The 19598-nt window shown below is 36.6% G+C and carries 15 protein-coding genes and 1 pseudogene; 2 read left to right on the forward strand and 14 right to left on the reverse strand.

Annotated elements, in window-relative coordinates:
• Window positions 1–128: 128 nt before the first annotated feature.
• From HMPREF3116_RS04145 to HMPREF3116_RS04190, 10 genes and pseudogenes are all read right to left on the reverse strand, one after another.
• Window positions 129–263: pseudogene (locus HMPREF3116_RS04145) on the reverse strand (MazG-like family protein); the annotation flags it as partial.
• A gap of 58 nt (window positions 264–321) precedes the next feature.
• Window positions 322–771 carry a hypothetical protein gene (locus tag HMPREF3116_RS04150; RefSeq protein WP_070467925.1) on the reverse strand — a complete coding sequence of 150 codons (450 nt, stop codon included), beginning with the start codon at window positions 769–771 and terminating at the stop codon, window positions 322–324.
• Between the two features lie 9 nt (window positions 772–780).
• Complete coding sequence (locus HMPREF3116_RS04155; protein WP_070467926.1) at window positions 781–2337, reverse strand: VWA-like domain-containing protein; 1557 nt, start codon at window positions 2335–2337, stop codon at window positions 781–783.
• Between the two features lie 30 nt (window positions 2338–2367).
• Window positions 2368–3567, reverse strand: coding sequence for an ATP-binding protein (locus tag HMPREF3116_RS04160; protein WP_070467927.1), 1200 nt, complete (start codon window positions 3565–3567; stop codon window positions 2368–2370).
• Window positions 3568–4066: 499 nt separating this feature from the next.
• Window positions 4067–5638, reverse strand: a complete 1572-nt coding sequence (rny, locus tag HMPREF3116_RS04165; protein WP_070467928.1) for a ribonuclease Y — start codon at window positions 5636–5638, stop codon at window positions 4067–4069.
• A 216-nt stretch (window positions 5639–5854) separates the two neighbouring features.
• Window positions 5855–6946 carry a recombinase RecA gene (recA, locus tag HMPREF3116_RS04170; RefSeq protein WP_070467929.1) on the reverse strand — a complete coding sequence of 364 codons (1092 nt, stop codon included), beginning with the start codon at window positions 6944–6946 and terminating at the stop codon, window positions 5855–5857.
• A gap of 90 nt (window positions 6947–7036) precedes the next feature.
• A complete protein-coding gene (locus tag HMPREF3116_RS04175) occupies window positions 7037–8263 on the reverse strand; it encodes a competence/damage-inducible protein A (RefSeq protein ID WP_070467930.1) in 1227 nt (408 codons plus the stop codon).
• A 112-nt stretch (window positions 8264–8375) separates the two neighbouring features.
• Complete coding sequence (gene pgsA / locus HMPREF3116_RS04180) at window positions 8376–8954, reverse strand: CDP-diacylglycerol--glycerol-3-phosphate 3-phosphatidyltransferase (protein ID WP_070467931.1); 579 nt, start codon at window positions 8952–8954, stop codon at window positions 8376–8378.
• Window positions 8955–9032: 78 nt separating this feature from the next.
• Window positions 9033–11456, reverse strand: a complete 2424-nt coding sequence (locus HMPREF3116_RS04185) for a DNA translocase FtsK (RefSeq protein ID WP_210382476.1) — start codon at window positions 11454–11456, stop codon at window positions 9033–9035.
• 1 nt (window position 11457) lies between these two features.
• The gene (locus HMPREF3116_RS04190) at window positions 11458–11835 is read right to left on the reverse strand and encodes a DUF1033 family protein (protein ID WP_070467932.1); all 378 of its coding nucleotides are present in this window, start codon (window positions 11833–11835) and stop codon (window positions 11458–11460) included.
• A gap of 160 nt (window positions 11836–11995) precedes the next feature.
• Between HMPREF3116_RS04190 and HMPREF3116_RS04195 the strand changes: the two genes are divergently transcribed.
• Together HMPREF3116_RS04195 and yidC are read left to right on the forward strand one after the other, a co-directional pair.
• Entirely contained in the window at window positions 11996–12274 is a 279-nt protein-coding gene (locus HMPREF3116_RS04195; protein ID WP_070467933.1) for an acylphosphatase, read from the forward strand.
• A gap of 92 nt (window positions 12275–12366) precedes the next feature.
• Complete coding sequence (yidC, locus tag HMPREF3116_RS04200; RefSeq protein ID WP_070467934.1) at window positions 12367–13293, forward strand: membrane protein insertase YidC; 927 nt, start codon at window positions 12367–12369, stop codon at window positions 13291–13293.
• A 114-nt stretch (window positions 13294–13407) separates the two neighbouring features.
• Here yidC and HMPREF3116_RS04205 read toward each other — a convergent pair whose 3' ends face one another.
• The 4 genes from HMPREF3116_RS04205 to HMPREF3116_RS04220 form a co-directional block, all read right to left on the reverse strand.
• Window positions 13408–14625, reverse strand: a complete 1218-nt coding sequence (locus HMPREF3116_RS04205; RefSeq protein WP_070467935.1) for a cobalamin-independent methionine synthase II family protein — start codon at window positions 14623–14625, stop codon at window positions 13408–13410.
• Between the two features lie 233 nt (window positions 14626–14858).
• Window positions 14859–16637 (reverse strand): pyruvate oxidase, encoded by a 1779-nt coding sequence (spxB, locus tag HMPREF3116_RS04210; protein WP_070467936.1) that lies wholly within the window; start codon window positions 16635–16637, stop codon window positions 14859–14861.
• A gap of 693 nt (window positions 16638–17330) precedes the next feature.
• Window positions 17331–18857: a sensor histidine kinase gene (locus tag HMPREF3116_RS04215; protein ID WP_070467937.1), complete on the reverse strand. Its 1527-nt coding sequence runs from the start codon at window positions 18855–18857 to the stop codon at window positions 17331–17333.
• Window positions 18857–19564, reverse strand: coding sequence for a response regulator transcription factor (locus tag HMPREF3116_RS04220; protein WP_070467938.1), 708 nt, complete (start codon window positions 19562–19564; stop codon window positions 18857–18859). The genes HMPREF3116_RS04215 and HMPREF3116_RS04220 overlap by 1 nt, the downstream gene beginning before the upstream one ends.
• Between the last annotated feature and the right edge of the window lie 34 nt (window positions 19565–19598).

Genomic DNA, 19598 nt, shown 5'->3' on the forward strand with positions numbered 1-19598 from the left:
TTTATCATCAGGTTTCAAAAGTCAGCATTGTTTGACACTTCCCAAAATGCGCCAATAACATTGCGTTATTATTCGATTTTTGATCCAGTACGTCAATGCTAAAACGACTTTTATCTCACCTTCATTTTTTATAATTCAGTATATTTATGATTATTGTTACGACTTTTTTCAATAGGATATTTCTCATTATTTTTGATTAATTTACGTTCAATGATTTCATCAATATCTAAACCTAAATTGTCTGCTAACATATAAGTGTAAATACAATTCTATCCAAAAAAGGGTCAGGCGTTTTGAAGACTTCTGACCTTTTTGCCTTTCTTATTCAAATTCTTTTAAGAGTATTTCTTGGCGTTTCTTTAATTCGGGGATATCATTCGCTATTAATTTATCCCACATAGAAATTTGACTTCCAGTTCGACTGATCATCGATTCCTTTTTTTCATTAGTGAAGTCATTCCGCTTTATTGTTTCATATCTGGACCATGCTTCTTCCAGAAATTGATTATCCATCTCTTTAGAGATACCGGTTTCTAACCTAAAGCGATTCCCTTTTTGTAGAAGATTTAACTGGTTCATCTGGCTAGGAAACATCTCTAAATAGCCATTCGCTACAATATAAGCAGCAACTTCTTCATCAATTTTCTTGAAATCAAATTGTAAGGGAATATTCAATTTTTCAAATGTGGCATATGGTATTTCTTTCACCATGGCAGTATAGTCACCCATTTGGGCCTTAACTAAAGCTTTTTTGATTTTTATAGCATCCATATAACCCTCCTAAATATGATCACTTTGCTGATGATTGATTGGCGCATTCTTATGATGGCGCAAGATATGGCGGTTATATCGTTCATCAGCTTTCAGGTATAAGACCTTACCTTCACCATCCGTAGATAAAGGAGAGGGGTCGCCCACTTCAGTTTCTGTTAGAATCCAATACATGTTAGTGAACCCATACCGTTCAAAATCATCATCTCCATAACCATCTGTAAAGTAGACTGCTACAGTATCTTCATTGGTAAAACCTTGGTCATGAAGCCATTGATAAGCCGGGGCAAAACTGGTGCCTCCTCGTCCAGCAAATTCCATATCTTTTAAAGATTGAAATGATAACTGTTTTGCATACTGGACAGTCGTATCCACATGAACTACCCATACTTCAGCGTGTAAAGTCTTTTGTATATTGGCTAACTCACCTAATGAATATGCTAAGGCTTCTTCATTCTGTGAAGCTGAGGTATCAAAGAAAGCTACCAATCGACTAGCCGTATCTAAAACACGGCCTGGCAAATCCACTCGATGTGGCTGCCTTCTATTCATACGATTTTTAGACAGTTTATAAGGAACTAAAGATGTACCCATACCTCTTTTAATAACATCTCGCCAATTTAGTGCTCGTTGCTTCGTAATTTGATCGATGCTGACTTTCACTTCACTTGACAATTTTAATCGTAATTCTTCAGTCATTTGACTGTAAGCATCTTTAATTAAACCATTCATCAACTTCCGATATAAGTCCGCATGCTGACTATTAGGCGTAATTGGCTGCATGGTACGGTTATTTTTCATTTCCTCTTTTAATTGCTTGGCTGAATCAATTCGCAGTTCTTCTGCTTTATTTGGGTCAAAATTGCCTGCTAATTGACTATATAAATCATCCATTTGACCAGAACCTAACATTTTATTAAAGGTTGATTCCGTCCGGTTGTGCCCCTGTTTTTTCGGATCATTCTTAACAGCTTTTAATTCATTATAGTAATATAGCGTCCCAGCCTTTGGTAAAATAAGGCGATTTTCTGTAATATGCTTCACCCATTTTAAAGTTACCACCATATCTGGTAAATCATCCACATATTGATTCACTTCAGCTTCCATCGCGACACTCATCACTTTAGCTGATTCTTCGTCTTTAAAGGCCCAGTCATACTCGACAATATGACCAAATAGGACGTGATAACACATCTGTCTAATCGCCGCCAGCATTCCAGCAGGTGTTTCATAGTACAGATAAAATAAAATAGGGTTAATTGTCATCACCAAGTCTAATCCGCGAAAGCCAATGGTAATTGGTTTAGCGAGTGACCCATTCATTTCTCGGTCTGTATGAAAAAGAATCCCAGCGAAAAGCACATCCCTTGCACCCTTTGTTGAATCTTGATGATTCATCAAACTAGCCGTCAATATGCCTAGCAGTTGATTTTGGGCATCGCTAAATTTTTCATAGTCCTCATGTTGACCATGATTTAAAAAGGTTATATATGCAATACGCATTTTTTGAAAAGTGGTTTCAATATTTTCAAACTCGAAGGCGGAAAATAATTCATTCTCAGACACTTAAACACCTACTTTCTTCCATACACGCGCTTACGCATTAGCATTAACGGCCATTGTAATATCAAAAGTTTTCTCAACAAAGTCATCATTTTGATTCAAAGCACTATAAAATCGTGCCATTGCTGAATCAGCCGGTGCGTCATGCATCCGTTTAATCAAAATATAAATTTCATCAGGCTCAGATACTACGAAGATATCTGTGTACCGGCTAATTAGATCACTATTTTCAATTAAATCTGAATTATCCACAATATAATCTGTTAAATCTTCTATGACGCGTTTACGGCGTACTATTGGCATAGCTTGATATCTATCTAAGATACTTTGAGATAGGTGAGCTCCTGTTGCTTGCACAACTTCGGTTGGTTTAATGAAATCAGTTTGTTGTTGTCTCAAAAAAGTTACAAGGACTTGCCCAGCCTCATCACCGATGTTTCCTTCAATACCCTCTATTAAGAACTCAAGATAATCATCCGCTAAATGATAAATATCATGTCCTGCATCTTCAAAAGCATATAATAAGTTAGATAATCGTTCATATGCACGAGGTGTGGGATTTTTATCTCTCGTTTCATCAATTACAATAAAGTATTGGCGACCATCCGCTTGTAGAAATTCTGTAATCAGTGGATGAATCATCGTACGATTTGGATTGTTCTCTTGTGTCTTTTGTGCAAAAGAAATAATCCAATCTTCTAAGTTAGCCCCCATTCTAATCCGCATCGTCCGGTCATTAATAGCCATATCACGAGCATTGGTTGCATATGACGTATTTTCAAACCCTTCTACATCACTTGAAGGGTTTTCAGCCGTAATAATGACCACATTATCAGGTAAAGCTTGTCCCATTAAATTACGTTGTAGTACTAAGTTCATTAACTCTCCTTGAACCATAGCAATCGGTCGATTAAATTCGTCCAAGAAAAGAATCACTTTACGATCTGGATCCGCTTCTGCTGCTGTAATCGCTCCTTGAATTTGTGGATTTAGATAATATTTGATATGGTCTTCTTTTGGTACCGGCATCGTTAAATCACCTGGTTGCAGTAAAGAACAGGTAATTTCAAAGTAAGCGAAATCATTATTTTTAGCTAAATCTCGAATCATTTGCGATTTACCAATCCCACCATGTCCGACAATATTAGGGACAATATCTGTATCTTGGGCTAATAGTAAATTCAATCCTTTGTATACAGCTGTATAAGGTAACCCAGCTATTCTATCTGTCATAATTTATCCACACTTTCTGTATTGATTGTTCCTATTTATTATACGAGTTTCACTTCTTAAAGCCATCTCTTTTCATATATAACTAACAAGGAATACATCATTGTATTTCATTATATCTGTATGATACTTTGTCCATCAATAAGTATGTTACTTATAAAAATATAGCCATCATCCTCATAGTAACATCCATCATTAAAATTGTCGTCTTAAGTTTGATGTTTTAGTGATCCACTTATTAATCATCAATTTCTTAATCTCTCATTTATATTATAAGCAATTAACATATAAAAGCACATTAATCATACAAAAATGACCATTAAAAGAAGGTGAGACAAAAGTCGTTTAGCATTGACGTACTGGACCAAAAGGCGAACAATAATGAAATATTATTGGAGACATTTGGGAAGTATCGGACAATACTGACTTTTGGAACCCAATGATAAACGTTCTTATATAGTAAAGAGAGGCTGAGACATTTTTGTCCCAGCCTCTTGGTAAACTATTTTGCGTAATCAACCGCTCGTTTTTCGCGTATCACGGTTACTTTAATTTGTCCTGGGTAATCCAGTTCATTTTCAATGCGTTTTGAAATGTCATATGCTAATTCAATGGCTTTTAAATCATCTATTTCATCTGGTTTAACCATTACACGAATTTCTCGACCAGCTTGAATTGCATAAGCGTTATGAACACCGTCATAATCTTTTGCAATAGCTTCTAGACTACGTAATCGTTGGATGTAGTTTTCTAATGATTCACTGCGGGCACCAGGTCGAGCAGATGAAAGTGCATCTGCGATAGCTACTAAGCTTGCGATAACACTTGTTGCTTCAACATCACCATGGTGACTCGCTATGGCATTCACAACAGTTTCTGGTTCTTGATATTTGATTGCAAATTCGGTGCCAATTTGCACGTGAGATCCTTCCACTTCATGGTCGACGGCTTTTCCGATATCATGCATTAATCCAGCGCGTTTAGCTAGCTGTTCATCTTCACCAAGTTCTGCTGCCATTACACCTGCTAATTTAGCAACTTCGATACTGTGATTCAAAACATTTTGTCCGTAACTAGTTCGATAGTATAAGCGACCTAGTGTTTTCACTAAATCAGGGTGAAGAGCATGAATGCCTAAATCAAAAATGGTTTCTTCCCCTATTTCTCTTACTTTACTATCCATTTGTTTACGTGCTTTTTCAACTGCCTCTTCAATTTTGGCTGGATGAATTCGTCCATCTCCAATCAATTTATCTAAGGCAATTTTGGCAATTTCACGACGAATTGGATCAAATCCACTTAATACGACAGCTTCAGGTGTATCATCAACAATCAAATCAATACCTGTTAAGGATTCTAATGTCTTGATATTTCGTCCTTCTTTACCTATGATACGTCCTTTCATGTCATCATTTGGTAAGTGGACAACTGTAACTGTAGATTCTGTAACTGTATCCGCTCCAGAGCGTTCAATAGCCTGAAGTACAATTTGTTTTGCAACTCGATCTGCCGTATCATGAGCTTCTTGTTCAGCTTTTTTAATTAAAATAGCTTTTTCATGAGCTAATGTTTCTTCCATTTCTTTTAATAATAAGTTTTTAGCATCTTCGCGAGACATTGCAGCCACATTAACTAAAACTTCATTTCGTTTTTCAATTAATGCTTCTACCTCTTGCTCAGCTTCTGCAATTTTTTCTTTGCGGTCGCGTATAGATTGCTCTTCATCACTTAATTTATTTTCTTTTTCAGAAATAGATGCATCACGTCTATCCAATTTCTCTTCTTTTCGGTTTAAACGATCTTCTTGTTTCTTAACTTCACTACGGCGATCTCTAACTTCACTATCTACTTCATTTCTATATCGTTGCAATTCTTCTTTTGCGTTTAAGATAATTTCTTTTCGCTCAGATTCTGCGCTACGTTTAGCATTTTCAATGATTCCTTGTGCGGTTATGTGAGCTTCATCTTTTTCACGTTCTTGTGCTTGTAATAAAGATCTTTTTCCTACATAAACGCCACCCAATACACCAACAATTAAAGCAATGATAGCGAAGGCAATTTCAGTAAATCCCATAGTTTCACCTCCGTATCTATTTAATTGTGTTATTATTTTACATAAATATTAAAATACTATAAAACATGCATCACATGCACATAGGTTTATTTTATATTTAAGTGGAACGATTGTCAATCAAGTCAACCGGCAAAAGCATGATAGCCTTTTCAAAAAAATATAGTAAAAAAGTCTTTCCGTCGTGTTTAAACAGGAAAGACTTTGTAAAAATATATTTTATTCTGTTTCTTCTTCAAACAATGCTGCTTGTGCTTCATCTTTTGTTTCCAAGGCTGCAAGTTCTTCTTCACTTAATTTACCATTTTGACCAAAACCAAAATGTTGACGAACTTGTGCATCAATTCTTTCACGAATTTCTGGATTCTCACGTAAAAATTGTTTTGCATTTTCACGACCTTGGCCAATACGATCTTCACCGTATGAATACCATGAACCAGCTTTATTAATAATATCTAAGTCAGCAGCTAAATCAACTAACTCACCTTCTTGAGAAATACCTTCACCATACATGATATCTATTTCCGCCACTTTGAATGGTGGGGCAACCTTATTTTTTACAATCTTAATTTTAGTTCGGTTACCAATTGCATTACCACTTTCTTTTATTTGTTCACCACGACGAACTTCTAAACGAACTGTTGAGTAAAATTTTAAAGCCCTACCTCCTGGCGTAGTTTCAGGACTTCCGAACATAACCCCAACTTTTTCACGAATTTGGTTGATAAAGATAGCAATCGTTTTAGTTTTATTGATGGTGCCTGATAATTTACGCAATGCTTGAGACATCAAACGAGCTTGAAGACCGATATGTGAATCACCCATCTCACCTTCAATTTCGGCACGTGGCACTAAGGCTGCAACGGAATCGACAACAATGATATCAATCGCGCCTGAACTCACTAAAGCGTCTGCAATTTCTAAACCTTGCTCACCAGTATCGGGTTGTGATAATAATAGTTCATCTACATTTACCCCTAATTTAGCAGCATATTCAGGATCTAACGCATTCTCTGCATCAATAAAAGCAGCAATACCGCCGCGTTTTTGCACTTCTGCAATAGCGTGTAATGAAACAGTTGTTTTACCTGAAGATTCTGGTCCATAAACCTCAATAATACGACCTCGTGGGTAGCCACCAACACCTAAAGCTATATCTAAAGTTAGTGAGCCGGTTGGTACTGTCGAAATTCTCGTATCTCCACGCTCACCCATTTTCATGATTGAGCCTTTACCAAAATTACGCTCAATTTTTTTCATTGCATCGTCTAATGCTTTTTGACGGTTGCTATCGTTTTTATCTATAGTCATGCGCAAATCCTCCTAAATGTTCTCTTAATTCTCTTTTATTTTATAATTCTTTTGCTAATTAAGCAAGAGAAAAAGCGAACGAATGTTCTGTTATTTTTTTATGATATCGAAATAGGCGGTATATACAGAGCGATATTGGATATTTTTACGACTACCTCTTAAAGTTGGTGTTAAAACTATTGTTGGTTTACCTGCTTGAGCGATACCTATATAGACCGTCCCAACTTCCTTACCTTCCATAGCATCCGGTCCTGCAACTCCTGTAAAAGATACACCAAAGTCCGATTGATATAGGTTTCGTACATTCTCTGCCATTTCAGTGGCTGTTTCAGCGCTTACCATACCAAAGGCTTCAAGGGTTTGTTGTTGTACCTTTAATACATTCGCCTTAGCTGCTTTTGTATATGTCACTGCTGATCCCTGTAAAACCTTTGAAGCACCAGGTACGTCAACCACCTTTTTAGCAGCAAGACCACCTGTAAAACTCTCAGCAAAGGCTATCGTTTGCTGACGTTCAGTTAGTTTTTTCACCAAGACTTCGTTGATACCTAGATTTTCACCTTCTCCAACATAGTAGTCACTAAGTCTATGATTAATCGTTTTTGCAAGTGAGGCCAGCATAGGATTCGTTTCAGCTTCATTTTTACCGACAGCTGTCAATCGGACTGTCACCATAAAATTACCGAAATAGATAGCTACAGACGGATTGCCCTGAGTCATAATTAAGTCATCAATGGTATCTGCTAATTGTGATTCACCAATACCAAAATAATGCAGATATTTTGAGCTAAGTACCAAGTCATTTTGATATTGATCTATTAGATAGTCTGTTACATAATGGTTAAACATGTACTTCATTTCGGACGGTGGTCCAGGTAGTAATATATATGTATGATGATTGTGTTCAATAGCAGTACCTAAGGCTTGTCCCACATCATTTGGGAATGTGTGGCCATTTTCAAAAGTGAGACCCATAGCCAAGTTATTTTCTGTCATTACTCTACCCTTAAAACTTTCTTTAATTGATTCCATCCCTGCTTCATTATGAATTAATGGTTGCGCCAGATATTCCGATATCGTTTGTTTAGTTAAGTCATCTCGTGTAGGTCCCAAGCCACCCGTATAGATAATAATATCGGCCCTTTGTTCAGCTTGCGCAGTAACTTTTTTAAGTCTTTCTGGGTTGTCACCAATAACCGTTTGTACATAATGGTCAAATCCTAATTCATTTAATTTTCTTGCAAGAAATTGAGCATTGGTATTGGCTATTTGCCCCATCAATAATTCAGTTCCAACAGCAATAATTTCTACTTTCATTCTATTCCCACCTATTAGATTATACGTTTTATTTATGCGAAAGCGCATAGTCAGCCCTATATATTATAGAATAAAAAAGAGCTAGGTAAAAACCTGAGCCCTTAAATGATTATTATAATCCATCGGAAAAGACCGAAATATTCTTAATAAAGTAGTCTACGCCTGAATAGATCGTAAAGATTAGCGCCAGATACAACAGAATTTGTCCTATTGAAAATGGCAAAAATCCTAATGGGAAATCTCCAATTAGCAAGAAGATGATTGACAGCATCTGCGTAAAAGTTTTCAACTTTCCAGCACCTCCCGCTGCCATGACTGTCCCTTTTTCAACTAGTAATAAACGTAAACCTGTTACCGCAAGCTCTCGCATGATAATAATAGACACTAACCAAGCTGGGGCTAAATCAATCCCCACTAAAGAGATAAAAGCTGTAGCAACAAGCATTTTGTCAGCTAATGGATCGGCAAATTTCCCGAAATTAGTCACTAAGTTATCACGTCGTGCTATGTAACCATCTAACCAATCGGTAAATGAGGCTACTGCAAAAATTACTGCTGCGACTACATACTGCCAATGCCATTGACTACCTAACACTTGAATACCATTTCCACTTGCTGGAATAGATATAAAAATCATAAAAATGGGAATCATGAAGATTCGAATGATGGTTAATTTATTTGGTAAATTCAAATAATCCCTCCTAGTTGACCGTCAGCTATATTGTTTATAGTATAGCATTTTTTTACCCTATAAAATATGTGGATTACACTATTCCATTGTTTCGTCCGCGTTTTCCTGGAAAATATTTACAGTTCGTGGCTTAGAGCCTTCTTGTGGACCAACAATTCCTCGCTGTTCCATATCATCCACTAAACGTGCTGCACGGTTATAGCCAATTCTAAATTGACGCTGTAACATTGAGATTGATACAGTTTCACGGGTTTTAACAAATTCCAATACCGTATCCCACATGTCATCCAAATCTTCGCCCGGTGCTGATTCTTTTGTTTCAGTTGGCATCATTGATTCGACATAATTAGGTTCCTGTTGCTCTTTGACATAGGTAACCACATGCTCTACTTCATCATCAGTGATAAATGCACCTTGGACACGAATAGGTTTTGATTCACCCATTGGAAGATATAACATGTCTCCGCGCCCTAATAATTTTTCAGCACCATTTTGGTCGATAATTGTTCTTGAATCTGTCCCTGATGATACTGCAAAAGCAATACGCGATGGCACATTCGCTTTAATAATTCCTGTGATTACATCAACAGACGGTCTTTGAGTCGCTAGAATCATGTGAATACCAGCTGCACGCGCCATTTGCGCTAAACGAGTAATTGCCGCTTCTACTTCTTTGGAAGCTACCATCATTAGGTCAGCTAACTCATCCACTATTACAACAATATAAGGTAATGATGGATGTGCTGTCCCTTCATTAAGATTCTCTTCATGAATGAAGTCGTTGTAACCATCAATATTCCGTTGTCCTGAAGCTGCAAACAATTCATATCGACGTTCCATTTCTTGTACGACTTTTTGTAAAGCTTGCGCTGCTTTTCGTGGGTTCGTGACAACTGGTGTCAACAAATGAGGGATTCCATTATAGATCGATAATTCAACTTTTTTAGGATCAATCATCATTAATTTAACTTCATTTGGCTTAGCTTTCATCAAAATAGATACGATAATGCCATTAATTGCAACTGATTTACCAGATCCAGTAGATCCCGCAACTAATAGATGGGGCATTTTAGTCAAGTCTGCTGACCGGATGTTTCCGGAAATATCTTTTCCTAAAGGAACTTCTAAGACTTTCCCGGATTGTAATTGATGTTCAAATGAATCACGGAATGAGACTAAAGATACATCCTGATTTGGTACTTCGATTCCAATAAAGGATTTTCCTGGGATTGGGGCTTCAATACGGATATCTTTGGCAGCTAAAGCTAAAGCAATATCATCTGCTAATCCAACAATCTTACTAACTTTCACACCAATAGCAGGTTGGATTTCATATTTGGTAACTGCTGGTCCTAAATTTGCTTTAGTCACTTTAGCATCTACATTAAAGCTTTTAAATGTCGCTTCCAATTTACGGACATTCTCTTTAATGACTGAATATTCACCACTTTGATCAGTAGCCTTAACGGGTTTCAATAAGTTTGCTGGTGGCAACTTATATTCAGGATTCTCTGGCTCTGCAGCCATATCCATCACAATTTCTTTACCATCATCTGGCTCATCAGCTAATTCGTTAGCTTTCTCACTCACTGATTCATCAACTTGCTTTGCCACCTGCTCATCCTGTTGGAATTCATCAGCATGTGTACCAATCTCTAATGTTGTTTGTTCGATTTCACTTGTCTGAGCAGTTTTACTAGCATTTGGTCCAACAATCACAACATCTTCATCTTGTTCTTCGACTTGCTTAGGTTTGATAAAGTTGCTGTTTTTATGAACAATCGAATCTGACCCACTCTGTTTATCTTTTTTAGAAGCTTTATTAGATGCTCCTTTTCGTTTAGATTGTTCAGCTTTATACTTTTCTCTTTCTTCACGATAACTTGAGATTTGTTGTTTAGAGGCTTCCCAAAATTCGCTTAGCCAGTTAAACACAACATTTATAATCGATTGAATACCTTCAACTAAGTCAAACCAAGTAATACTGAATAAATAACATAGTAGGACCATTAAGGCAATGCCTACAAAAATATAGGTACCTAATTGACTGACTGTATAGAACGTAAAGGTATATAATAATCCGCCTAAAAGTCCGCCACCCAATGGTTGACCAGCACCTTCAGCAGTAAAATTAGCGATTACACGCTGCCAAGTTACTTCTAAAACTGTAGTATCACTTGATAAAGCAATCGCAAGATAGTCCCAAGCATGCATTAATATAGCTAAAATTGGAATGGCCCAAATAAATGTATTCATCACCCTTCCTAACGCTAATGGCCCATGCCCTGTAACAAGAACCCATCCCATGAATATAATTTCTAAGATAAATACTGGAACAGCTAATCCACCAACAAAAAATGCCATTAGATCCATAAATAATCGTCCTAAGGCACCTAGTTCTAACACACCAATAATTGCAAAAAATAGAGAAATACCTGAAAATAATTGCATGCGGAATAGCGCTTGTTGTTTTTTAGTTCGTCTTTTCTTTTTCCTTGCCACACTATCCCTCCTCTTCTAGTTTATTTTGATTGCTAGGATGTGATTTTAAACCTTCTAAAATCTGCGTTAACTCAGCCACTCGTTCGCTTGTTAAGGCTTGTTGGTTTTCATACAGTACTAAACTATGATAAATCTGCTCATCATTAGCACATGGTTCACACCAGGCTGTTTCACCCGGTTGCCAAAAAGCCAACATACCTTCCACCCTACTACACGATTTCGGGAATAAATTTTGCAATTTCAATGATTTATTTTGAAAAATAACAGCAGCTGTTACTAAGTCATCAGTTGTTTCAACTGCTACCACTTGCTCGTACCAATCATCTTCAAACCACCAGGGTTCATTAAAACCATCTATTTGATATACTTGGAAACTCATCTTTTTCACTCTCCAATCAGCACCCTATTATATCAAACTTATGGTCGGTTTTCATCTTGCCGCAGTTCTACTAACTATTTACAAATAAGCATTTAGAAGGATGTATTATTGCACTGAAATCTAGTATAATTAAAAGAACATAATGAAAGAAGGGATATTCATGAAAACAAGTCGAATTATTGTAACTGGTCGTGTGCAAGGTGTAGGCTTTCGCTATTTTACGGAAAGAATCGCCAAACGGATGAAGTTAGCTGGAACGGTTGAAAATAAAAATGACGGGTCTGTCGAAATTGTTGTCCAAGCTGACGATACTACATTGCGTGCTTTTGTTGAAGAGGTCAAAGAAATGCCTGAAAATCCTTCTGCGCAAGTAAGTGATATCCAAATTGTCGAAACCTTTGAAAGTGAAGATATGGTGAAATTTCGTATCATTTATTGAAATAGCTTCGCAAATTAGCTACAATAATAACGTTAATCAAGACAGCAAATACAAGTTTCAAATAACTATATAAAATTAAAGGACGTGAAGTTTTGTCAAGCCGTCTAAAGAATAAACGCCTATCACTCATCATATTAGTAATGTCGCTCGTGGTATTTTTGGGTGGTTGCGCTAATCCAAATAAACCAGACGGTCTAATGTATCGTTTAACAGTTGGACCCATTAGTCAACTTATCGAGTGGATTGCCTCACAGTTTGCTGGTAACTATGGAATTGCTATTATTATTATTACCATTGCTATACGAATTATCTTATTGCCGCTTACCTTAAACCAACTAAAAAGCTCAACGCGTCAACAAATTAAGATGCAGGCTTTCCAACCTTATCTTAAAGAAATTCAAGAACGTCAAAAAAATGCTACAACCCAAGAAGAGAAGTTAGCTTTAGCGACTGAACAACAAGAATTCATGCGCGAAAATAATGTTTCTATGCTTGGTGGTATGGGATGTTTACCTTTATTGCTACAATTACCAATTATCTCTGGTTTATACACTGCTATTCGCGTGAGTGAGCCTATTGCAAATTCTGAATTCTTTGGTATTTCTCTCGGTGAATCCCATATGGTTTTAGCTATTATCACTATTGTGATGTATCTTCTTCAATCATTTATCACCCTCCAAGGTGTACCCGAAGAACAAAAAGCACAAATGCGTTCTACCTTGTTCATGACACCTATAATGATGGGATTCATTGTATTTACCACACCAGCCGGATTAACCTTATACTTCCTAGCAGGTGCCATTTGGTCAATCGTACAATCACTATATACAACTTTCTACTATAGACCAAAAATTCAAGCAGAAGTTGATAAGGAAATGGCTGAAAATCCAATCAAGGTGAAGAAATCCTCTAATGGCCGTAAAGATGTTACCAACTCAGTAGTGAATGAAGATACAAACAAATCTTTAACAACTCACAAAAATAAAGCAAATCGTAATGCTGGTAAGCAACGAAAATAAATTAAGATAACAAAAAAAGCCTTCTAATTCGGTTTCATCACACCGGTTAGAAGGCATTTCTTATGTAATTTTTAACGATTTTGAGGGATCAAATTGTAAATATTCACTTATGCTCTATTCGCCATAAAAATGTTTGGAAGCAATAGCTGCTCCTTCTACTAAAGATTCTAATTTAGCCCATGCAATTTGTTCGTGTAGTCGACCACCTAAACCACAGTCAGTAGAAGCAACCACATTTTCAGGCCCCACAATTTCACCAAAACGAATTAAACGTTCAGCGATCAATTCCGGATGCTCAACAACATTAGTTGAGTGAGATACTAAACCCGGTATAATATATTGACCTTCTTTTAAGCGTCCTGCTTTTTCCCATACTTTCCATTCATGGGCATGGCGTGGACTAGATGCTTCAAAAGTGAATCCTGCAGCATTTACCTGTAAACATTGGTCAACAATATACTCTAATGGAATATCTGTTGTATGTGGCCCATGCCATGATCCCCAGCAAATATGTAAACGGACTAAATCTGGATCAATCCCCCTTAAAGCACGGTTGATGGCATCAATACGTAGTTGCAACCATCTTTGAAAGTCTTCTACTGAAGGTTCTGGATTGATTTGATCCCAAGCTTCAGCCAAGTCTGGTGCATCCAATTGAACGATAAATCCTGCATCTGTAATAGCCTTATATTCTTCATGTAAAGCATCTGCTAGATCATTCAACAACGCTTCTTGATCGCCATCATAATAATTGTCCTGTAATCGTGCTGCTGACCCTGGTGATATAGCTGCAATAAATCCTTTATCTATATTATTTTCTCTTAAAGCTGCTTTTAAGTAATCAACATCACGCTTTACCTGATCTTGACCAATATAAGTTACCTTATCACTGAATACCGGATTTCCAACTGCTTTTCGCTTACCTAAAACGCCTGAATCGGGATCTTCATAGGCTTCTCTAAACTTCTCTCGATCACGACGATCTGGAAAAGATGTCAACTTAATGTTTCCTGGCGTTGAACGAATCTTCTCTGGATTTGCCCATCGGTCTTGGTCAGTCATCTCTAAACCACCTAAACGGTAGAATGAATAGTTCCACCAAGCGCCAAAGTCAACTGGACCTGATGTAATATGTCCGTATTCTCCATCATTTACGATATCAATACCCAAAGCTTTCTGTTTAGCTACTACCTCATTCACCGACTCTTGGATAATTTGGTTATATTCTTCTTCTGAAATTTCATTTTTAGCACGACGTTCATTTGCCTCTAATAATGCTTTTGGTCTTGGTAGAGAACCAACATGTGTCGTTAATATTTTCTTATTCGTCATAGGAAAACCTCCATCTTGTTTAGGTAAATTGTAACATAATTACAAAACTATTATACCTAGATAAAAGTACAGAAAACCTATCAAGCTTGATTAGAAAATTTTGAACACAATAATCAACTTAGAACCAAATATTGTATAGCCCTTTCTTACAATAAATTGCTATACACAAAAACAGGTTGGGAAAATCCCAACCTGTTCTTCTCTCGGATGAATATACTATTTGTTAATAGCGATTATTTAATGTATTTTGACTCTAAGCCTTCAGCTTCTAAGAACTCTCTGAATGGTACTAAGTTTTCAGCTTCGTAACGTTCTTTGTAAGCTTTAATTTCGTCTTCGCTGTATAGTTTTGAATCTAATTTCAATGTTTCTACAGGAATTGGACGATCTTGAGTAATCTTACAGTCAATAACTACCGTGTGGCCTTCTTTGTTAGCTTTCACAGCTTCAGCCATTACACGATCAATGTCTTCAATACGATTTACAGTAAATCCTTTAGCACCTTGTGCTTCAGCAATTTTAGCATAGTCTACATCAGTAAAGTCTACACCGAATAAGTTTTTGTTTGTATCTTCATATTTGTTTTTAATGAAGGCATATTCAGTATTAGAGAATACTACGTTGATTACAGGCATGTTGTAGCGAACGTTTGTTACTACATCTGGATAAGTCATTGAGAATGCACCATCACCGATGATATTCCAAACTTGACGATCTGGATAAGTGTTTTTAGCACCTAAACCACCAGGAATAGCAATACCCATTGTAGCGAATAAAGGAGAAGTTCTCCACATATTCTTAGGTGTCATGTGTAAATGACGGATAGATGTTTGTGTTGAGTTACCAACATCGATTGAGTAAATTGCATCTTCATCAGCGTGGTTATTAATTGCGTTGTACACTTGGTAGAATTGCAAGTCACCTTCTTGCTTAGTTTCTAACTTGTTGATGTATTCACGCCAGTTAGCGATGTTCTTCAAGTTAGCTGTCCACCATGCAGACTCTTCAACAGCATCAACTTTGTTTAAGATTTCGTCAATTGCTAAACCAGCATCTCCTAAGATAGCCACATCAGCGTGGTTACGTTTACCTAACATAGCTGGGTCAATATCGATTTGGATGAAGTTTTCAACGTTACGGAAAGTGCCTTCAACCTCTGCGAATGGGAAGTTAGAACCTGCAAATAATACTGTATCTGCTTCTAGGATAGTTTCGTTAGCTGGTTTCCAACCTACACGGTAAGTAGAACCTGTTAACGCTTCGAAATCCCACTCGAAAGTTTCAAAGTTTTTACCAGTAGTAATAACAGGCGCTTTGATTTTACGCGCTAATTCTTGAACTGCAGGACCATGACCCATAGTACCAATACCAGCGTAAATGACTGGACGTTTAGCCTTGTTTAATAATTCAACTGCTGCGTCAATATCTGCTGTTGCCGGAGCAATTGGTTCATATTTACGTAAGCTGTTAGCAGATGAGTACCATTGGTCATTGTCAATTTCAACTTTAGCGAAATCACCAGGAACTTCTAATACTGCTACACCACGTTTTGCAATCGCCATACGTGCAGCTTCGTCAACTAATTTTGGTAATTGTTCAGCATATGCTACACGACGGTTGTAAATTGCAATGTGGTCGTACATTGGGTTTTGGTTTAATTCTTGGAATGCATCCATGTTTAATTCACGTTGTGGACGAGATCCTAAGATTGCTACTACAGGGATATTATCCATTGCTGCATCGTATAAACCATTGATTAAGTGAGACGCACCTGGACCACCAGAACCAACAGTAACACCTAGGTTACCACCGAATTTGCTTTGCATTACTGCAGCCATAGCACCTACTTCTTCGTGTTTCACTTGTAGGAATTTAACGTTATTTTCTTCTTCACCCATTGCGTCCATCAATGAGCTTAGAGTACCTGAAGGAATACCATAAACAGTATCTGCTCCCCAAGATTCTAAGATCTTCATAACTGCTAAACCGATGCTAATTTTATTATCTGACATTTAGATTACCCTCCATTTGATTTAAAAATATCACAATTGAAATCATAGCACTTAAAACAGTTGAATCCAATGAATTGTTCTAAATATTCATTGTGATGTCACTAATTTACCAAAAATAGGCCGTTTTTAGTACAATATTGTTTTTACTATACAAAAAATGATACAAGGCGATAAGTTGTACTAGTACAGTTTGATAACCCAAAACCCTTGTTAATCAAGCACTTTTTAAAAGCAACCATTATTATCATTATTACACATCGTTACTGTTATAAAATATAGAGATTATTTACTCATTTTTATCATTTATCTTATTAAAAATGCTCACATTAGAAAGTTAGTGAAGAATATCTTAAATATAATCTATCGCTCTAAAAGACTACTGATCGCGATTTTTAGAGGCTATGCAACATCATTCGGAATTTCTTTTAGCTATTTTGTTGGTACCCCACCAACAAATGAATAATCTGCTACATCTTTGGTCACAGCCCCTTTCTTCTATACATTAAAATAAGGAAGATGAGACAACAGTCGTTTAGAATTGACTTACTAGACCAAATGTCTTCAATAATGAAATGTTATTGGAGACATTTGGGAGATGTCGGACAATACTGACTTTTGAAACCTGATTATGAACGTTCTTTTATAGTAAAGGGAGGCTGAGATATTTTTATCTCAGCCTCCTGTCATGGTTTATTAAATTAAATGATTATCCTCATCAGTTGCTGCTTCCTCTAGCAATAGATCAATTCTTTCACGATCAGCTGCAGAAATTTCATCTAAAGTATTTAAAATTGGGAAGCGTACATGGAAAATAGAGCCATGCCCTAGCTCACTCTCTACAAATATAGACCCTTTATATCCTTTAATTAATTCCTTAGCAATAGATAATCCTAAACCATTCCCACCACGCTCGCGTGATCTTGCTTTATCTACTCGATAGAATCGATTAAAAATACGATTTTGATCCTCCTGAGACATCCCTTCTCCAAAGTCTTGTATAGCGATTTCAATATAATCTACAGCATTTGTCGCGACTGAGATATGGATTTCTTGGCGATCTGTTGAATATTTTACCGCATTATCCAATAAGATAATCAGTATTTGCTCAAGGTGGCTACGGTAGATTTGAATTTCGTAATTACGTCGCAAGTCATTTTCCAAGAAGAATTGAAAGTCTGGGTATAAGACTTTGAAATTTTGGTATACTTGATTAATCACTTCGTTAATTAATGTTGTCTTATCATAGTATTGCGTATCTACTTGACCAGCACGTGATAGGTCTAACATCTCCTGAACCAGTACTTTCATACGTTCCAGTTCATTTACAGATGCCGATAACGACTCTTCTAGTATTTCTGGATCATCCTTACCCCAACGATTTAACATATTTAAATGTCCTTCAATAATCGCTACAGGTGTACGCAATTCATGCGATACATCTTCAACAAAGTGGATTTGTTGGTCTATATACTCACTCGTTTGATCTAACATTTGGTTGATGCTTTCAGAAATTTCAGTAATTTCACCACGATATTCTGAAACATTTAAACGACGATCAGCAATATTATCTGCGGTAATATTCTTCAAAAATCGTTTCATTTTTTGAATTGGCTGAATAAATACATAAGCTACACTAAAACCAACCACAATCGCGATGAATAAATTAATCCCTACAATCATAATTAATTCAGTACGTTTATTTGAAAGTTGATCGCGTACTTGTTGGTATTCAAATGTAGCAAAATAATAACCAATTTGGTCTGATCCATCATAAAGTAATTGATATGTTAAGAAATCACCTGTTTCATCAGACCGTGTTCTACCCATTGTTCTACTTGTTGAATAATTGTCGACTGTATTACCTGAGTTATATATTAAATTACCATTTTCATTATAAACTTGAATCTTTACACCATGTTCGTTTAGATAGTCCTCTAGAGAAATATTTTCAATGGCCATCCTTGATTGGAATGATTCACGGACTTCTGAAGCAGGGCGTGTCGCTAATGAATTTAAATAAGTTTGTAAGTATGTATCTATTTGTGTAACTTCAGTAATATAATCTTGCTCTAATGATTGTTGTTCTTGAATGTTTGATGTGATGGGGCTCACACTCAAGGCCAACCAAAACAAGCTAGATAAAACTAAGCCCCATTTCCAAATTAATGAAAATGGGTGCTGTAGTTTTGTTTTAAAATCACTTAAAACGTTATCAAACATTATTCTGGCGTCCTCATTACATAACCTGTGCCACGTACAGTTTGAATGTAACCTGGTTGACCATCAACGTCAATTTTATTTCGTAAGTAACGAATATAAACATCAACGACGTTGGTTTCAACTTCAGTTGTATAGCCCCATACTTTGTTTAATAGTTCAGTACGAGGTAAGACGACATTAACATTCTCCATTAACATCACCAATAACTCATACTCACGTTTTGTTAAATCAATTATTTCTTCCCCGCGACGTACGATACGGTTCTCTTTTTCAACAGAAAGGTCTCGGAAAGTAATTTTTGTTTGTTTTCTGTGTTGTTGTTCTTCTTCGATATCAATACGACGAAGTAACGCACGAATACGTGCTAACAATTCTTCAATCGCAAATGGTTTCACGATATAGTCATCCGCACCATGGTCAAAACCTGATACACGGTCAATCACTGAATCTCTTGCTGTCATAATAATAATTGGAACATCTGAAGTTGGACGTAAACGACGACATACTTCAATACCATTAATCTCTGGCAACATTAAATCTAGTAAGATTAAATCCCAGTCGCCTTCTTGTGCCTTTTCAAGTCCAATACGACCATCTTTAGCAAGTTCTGTTTCATAGCCCTCATGTTTAAGTTCTAATTCCACAAAACGTGCTAAATTCTTTTCATCTTCAACGATTAAGATACGTTTTGCTTTTTCTTCACTCATAATTTCACCCTATTTCCTGCACAAATTCATGGGC

It is taken from the genome of Aerococcus sp. HMSC10H05, from assembly GCF_001806975.1.
In the GTDB taxonomy this organism is placed as follows: Bacteria; Bacillota; Bacilli; order Lactobacillales; family Aerococcaceae; genus Aerococcus; species Aerococcus viridans_B.

Bases quoted from the DNA above. Each gene is read 5' to 3' on its own strand.
- HMPREF3116_RS04150 (WP_070467925.1), bottom strand. From the start codon at position 771: ATGGATGCTATAAAAATCAAAAAAGCTTTAGTTAAGGCCCAAATGGGT.
- HMPREF3116_RS04160 (WP_070467927.1), bottom strand. From the start codon at position 3,567: ATGACAGATAGAATAGCTGGGTTACCTTATACAGCTGTATACAAAGGA.
- rny (WP_070467928.1), bottom strand. From the start codon at position 5,638: ATGGGATTTACTGAAATTGCCTTCGCTATCATTGCTTTAATTGTTGGT.
- recA (WP_070467929.1), bottom strand. From the start codon at position 6,946: ATGACTATAGATAAAAACGATAGCAACCGTCAAAAAGCATTAGACGAT.
- HMPREF3116_RS04175 (WP_070467930.1), bottom strand. From the start codon at position 8,263: ATGAAAGTAGAAATTATTGCTGTTGGAACTGAATTATTGATGGGGCAA.
- HMPREF3116_RS04190 (WP_070467932.1), bottom strand. From the start codon at position 11,835: ATGAGTTTCCAAGTATATCAAATAGATGGTTTTAATGAACCCTGGTGG.
- HMPREF3116_RS04195 (WP_070467933.1), top strand. From the start codon at position 11,996: ATGAAAACAAGTCGAATTATTGTAACTGGTCGTGTGCAAGGTGTAGGC.
- HMPREF3116_RS04205 (WP_070467935.1), bottom strand. From the start codon at position 14,625: ATGACGAATAAGAAAATATTAACGACACATGTTGGTTCTCTACCAAGA.
- spxB (WP_070467936.1), bottom strand. From the start codon at position 16,637: ATGTCAGATAATAAAATTAGCATCGGTTTAGCAGTTATGAAGATCTTA.
- HMPREF3116_RS04215 (WP_070467937.1), bottom strand. From the start codon at position 18,857: ATGTTTGATAACGTTTTAAGTGATTTTAAAACAAAACTACAGCACCCA.
- HMPREF3116_RS04220 (WP_070467938.1), bottom strand. From the start codon at position 19,564: ATGAGTGAAGAAAAAGCAAAACGTATCTTAATCGTTGAAGATGAAAAG.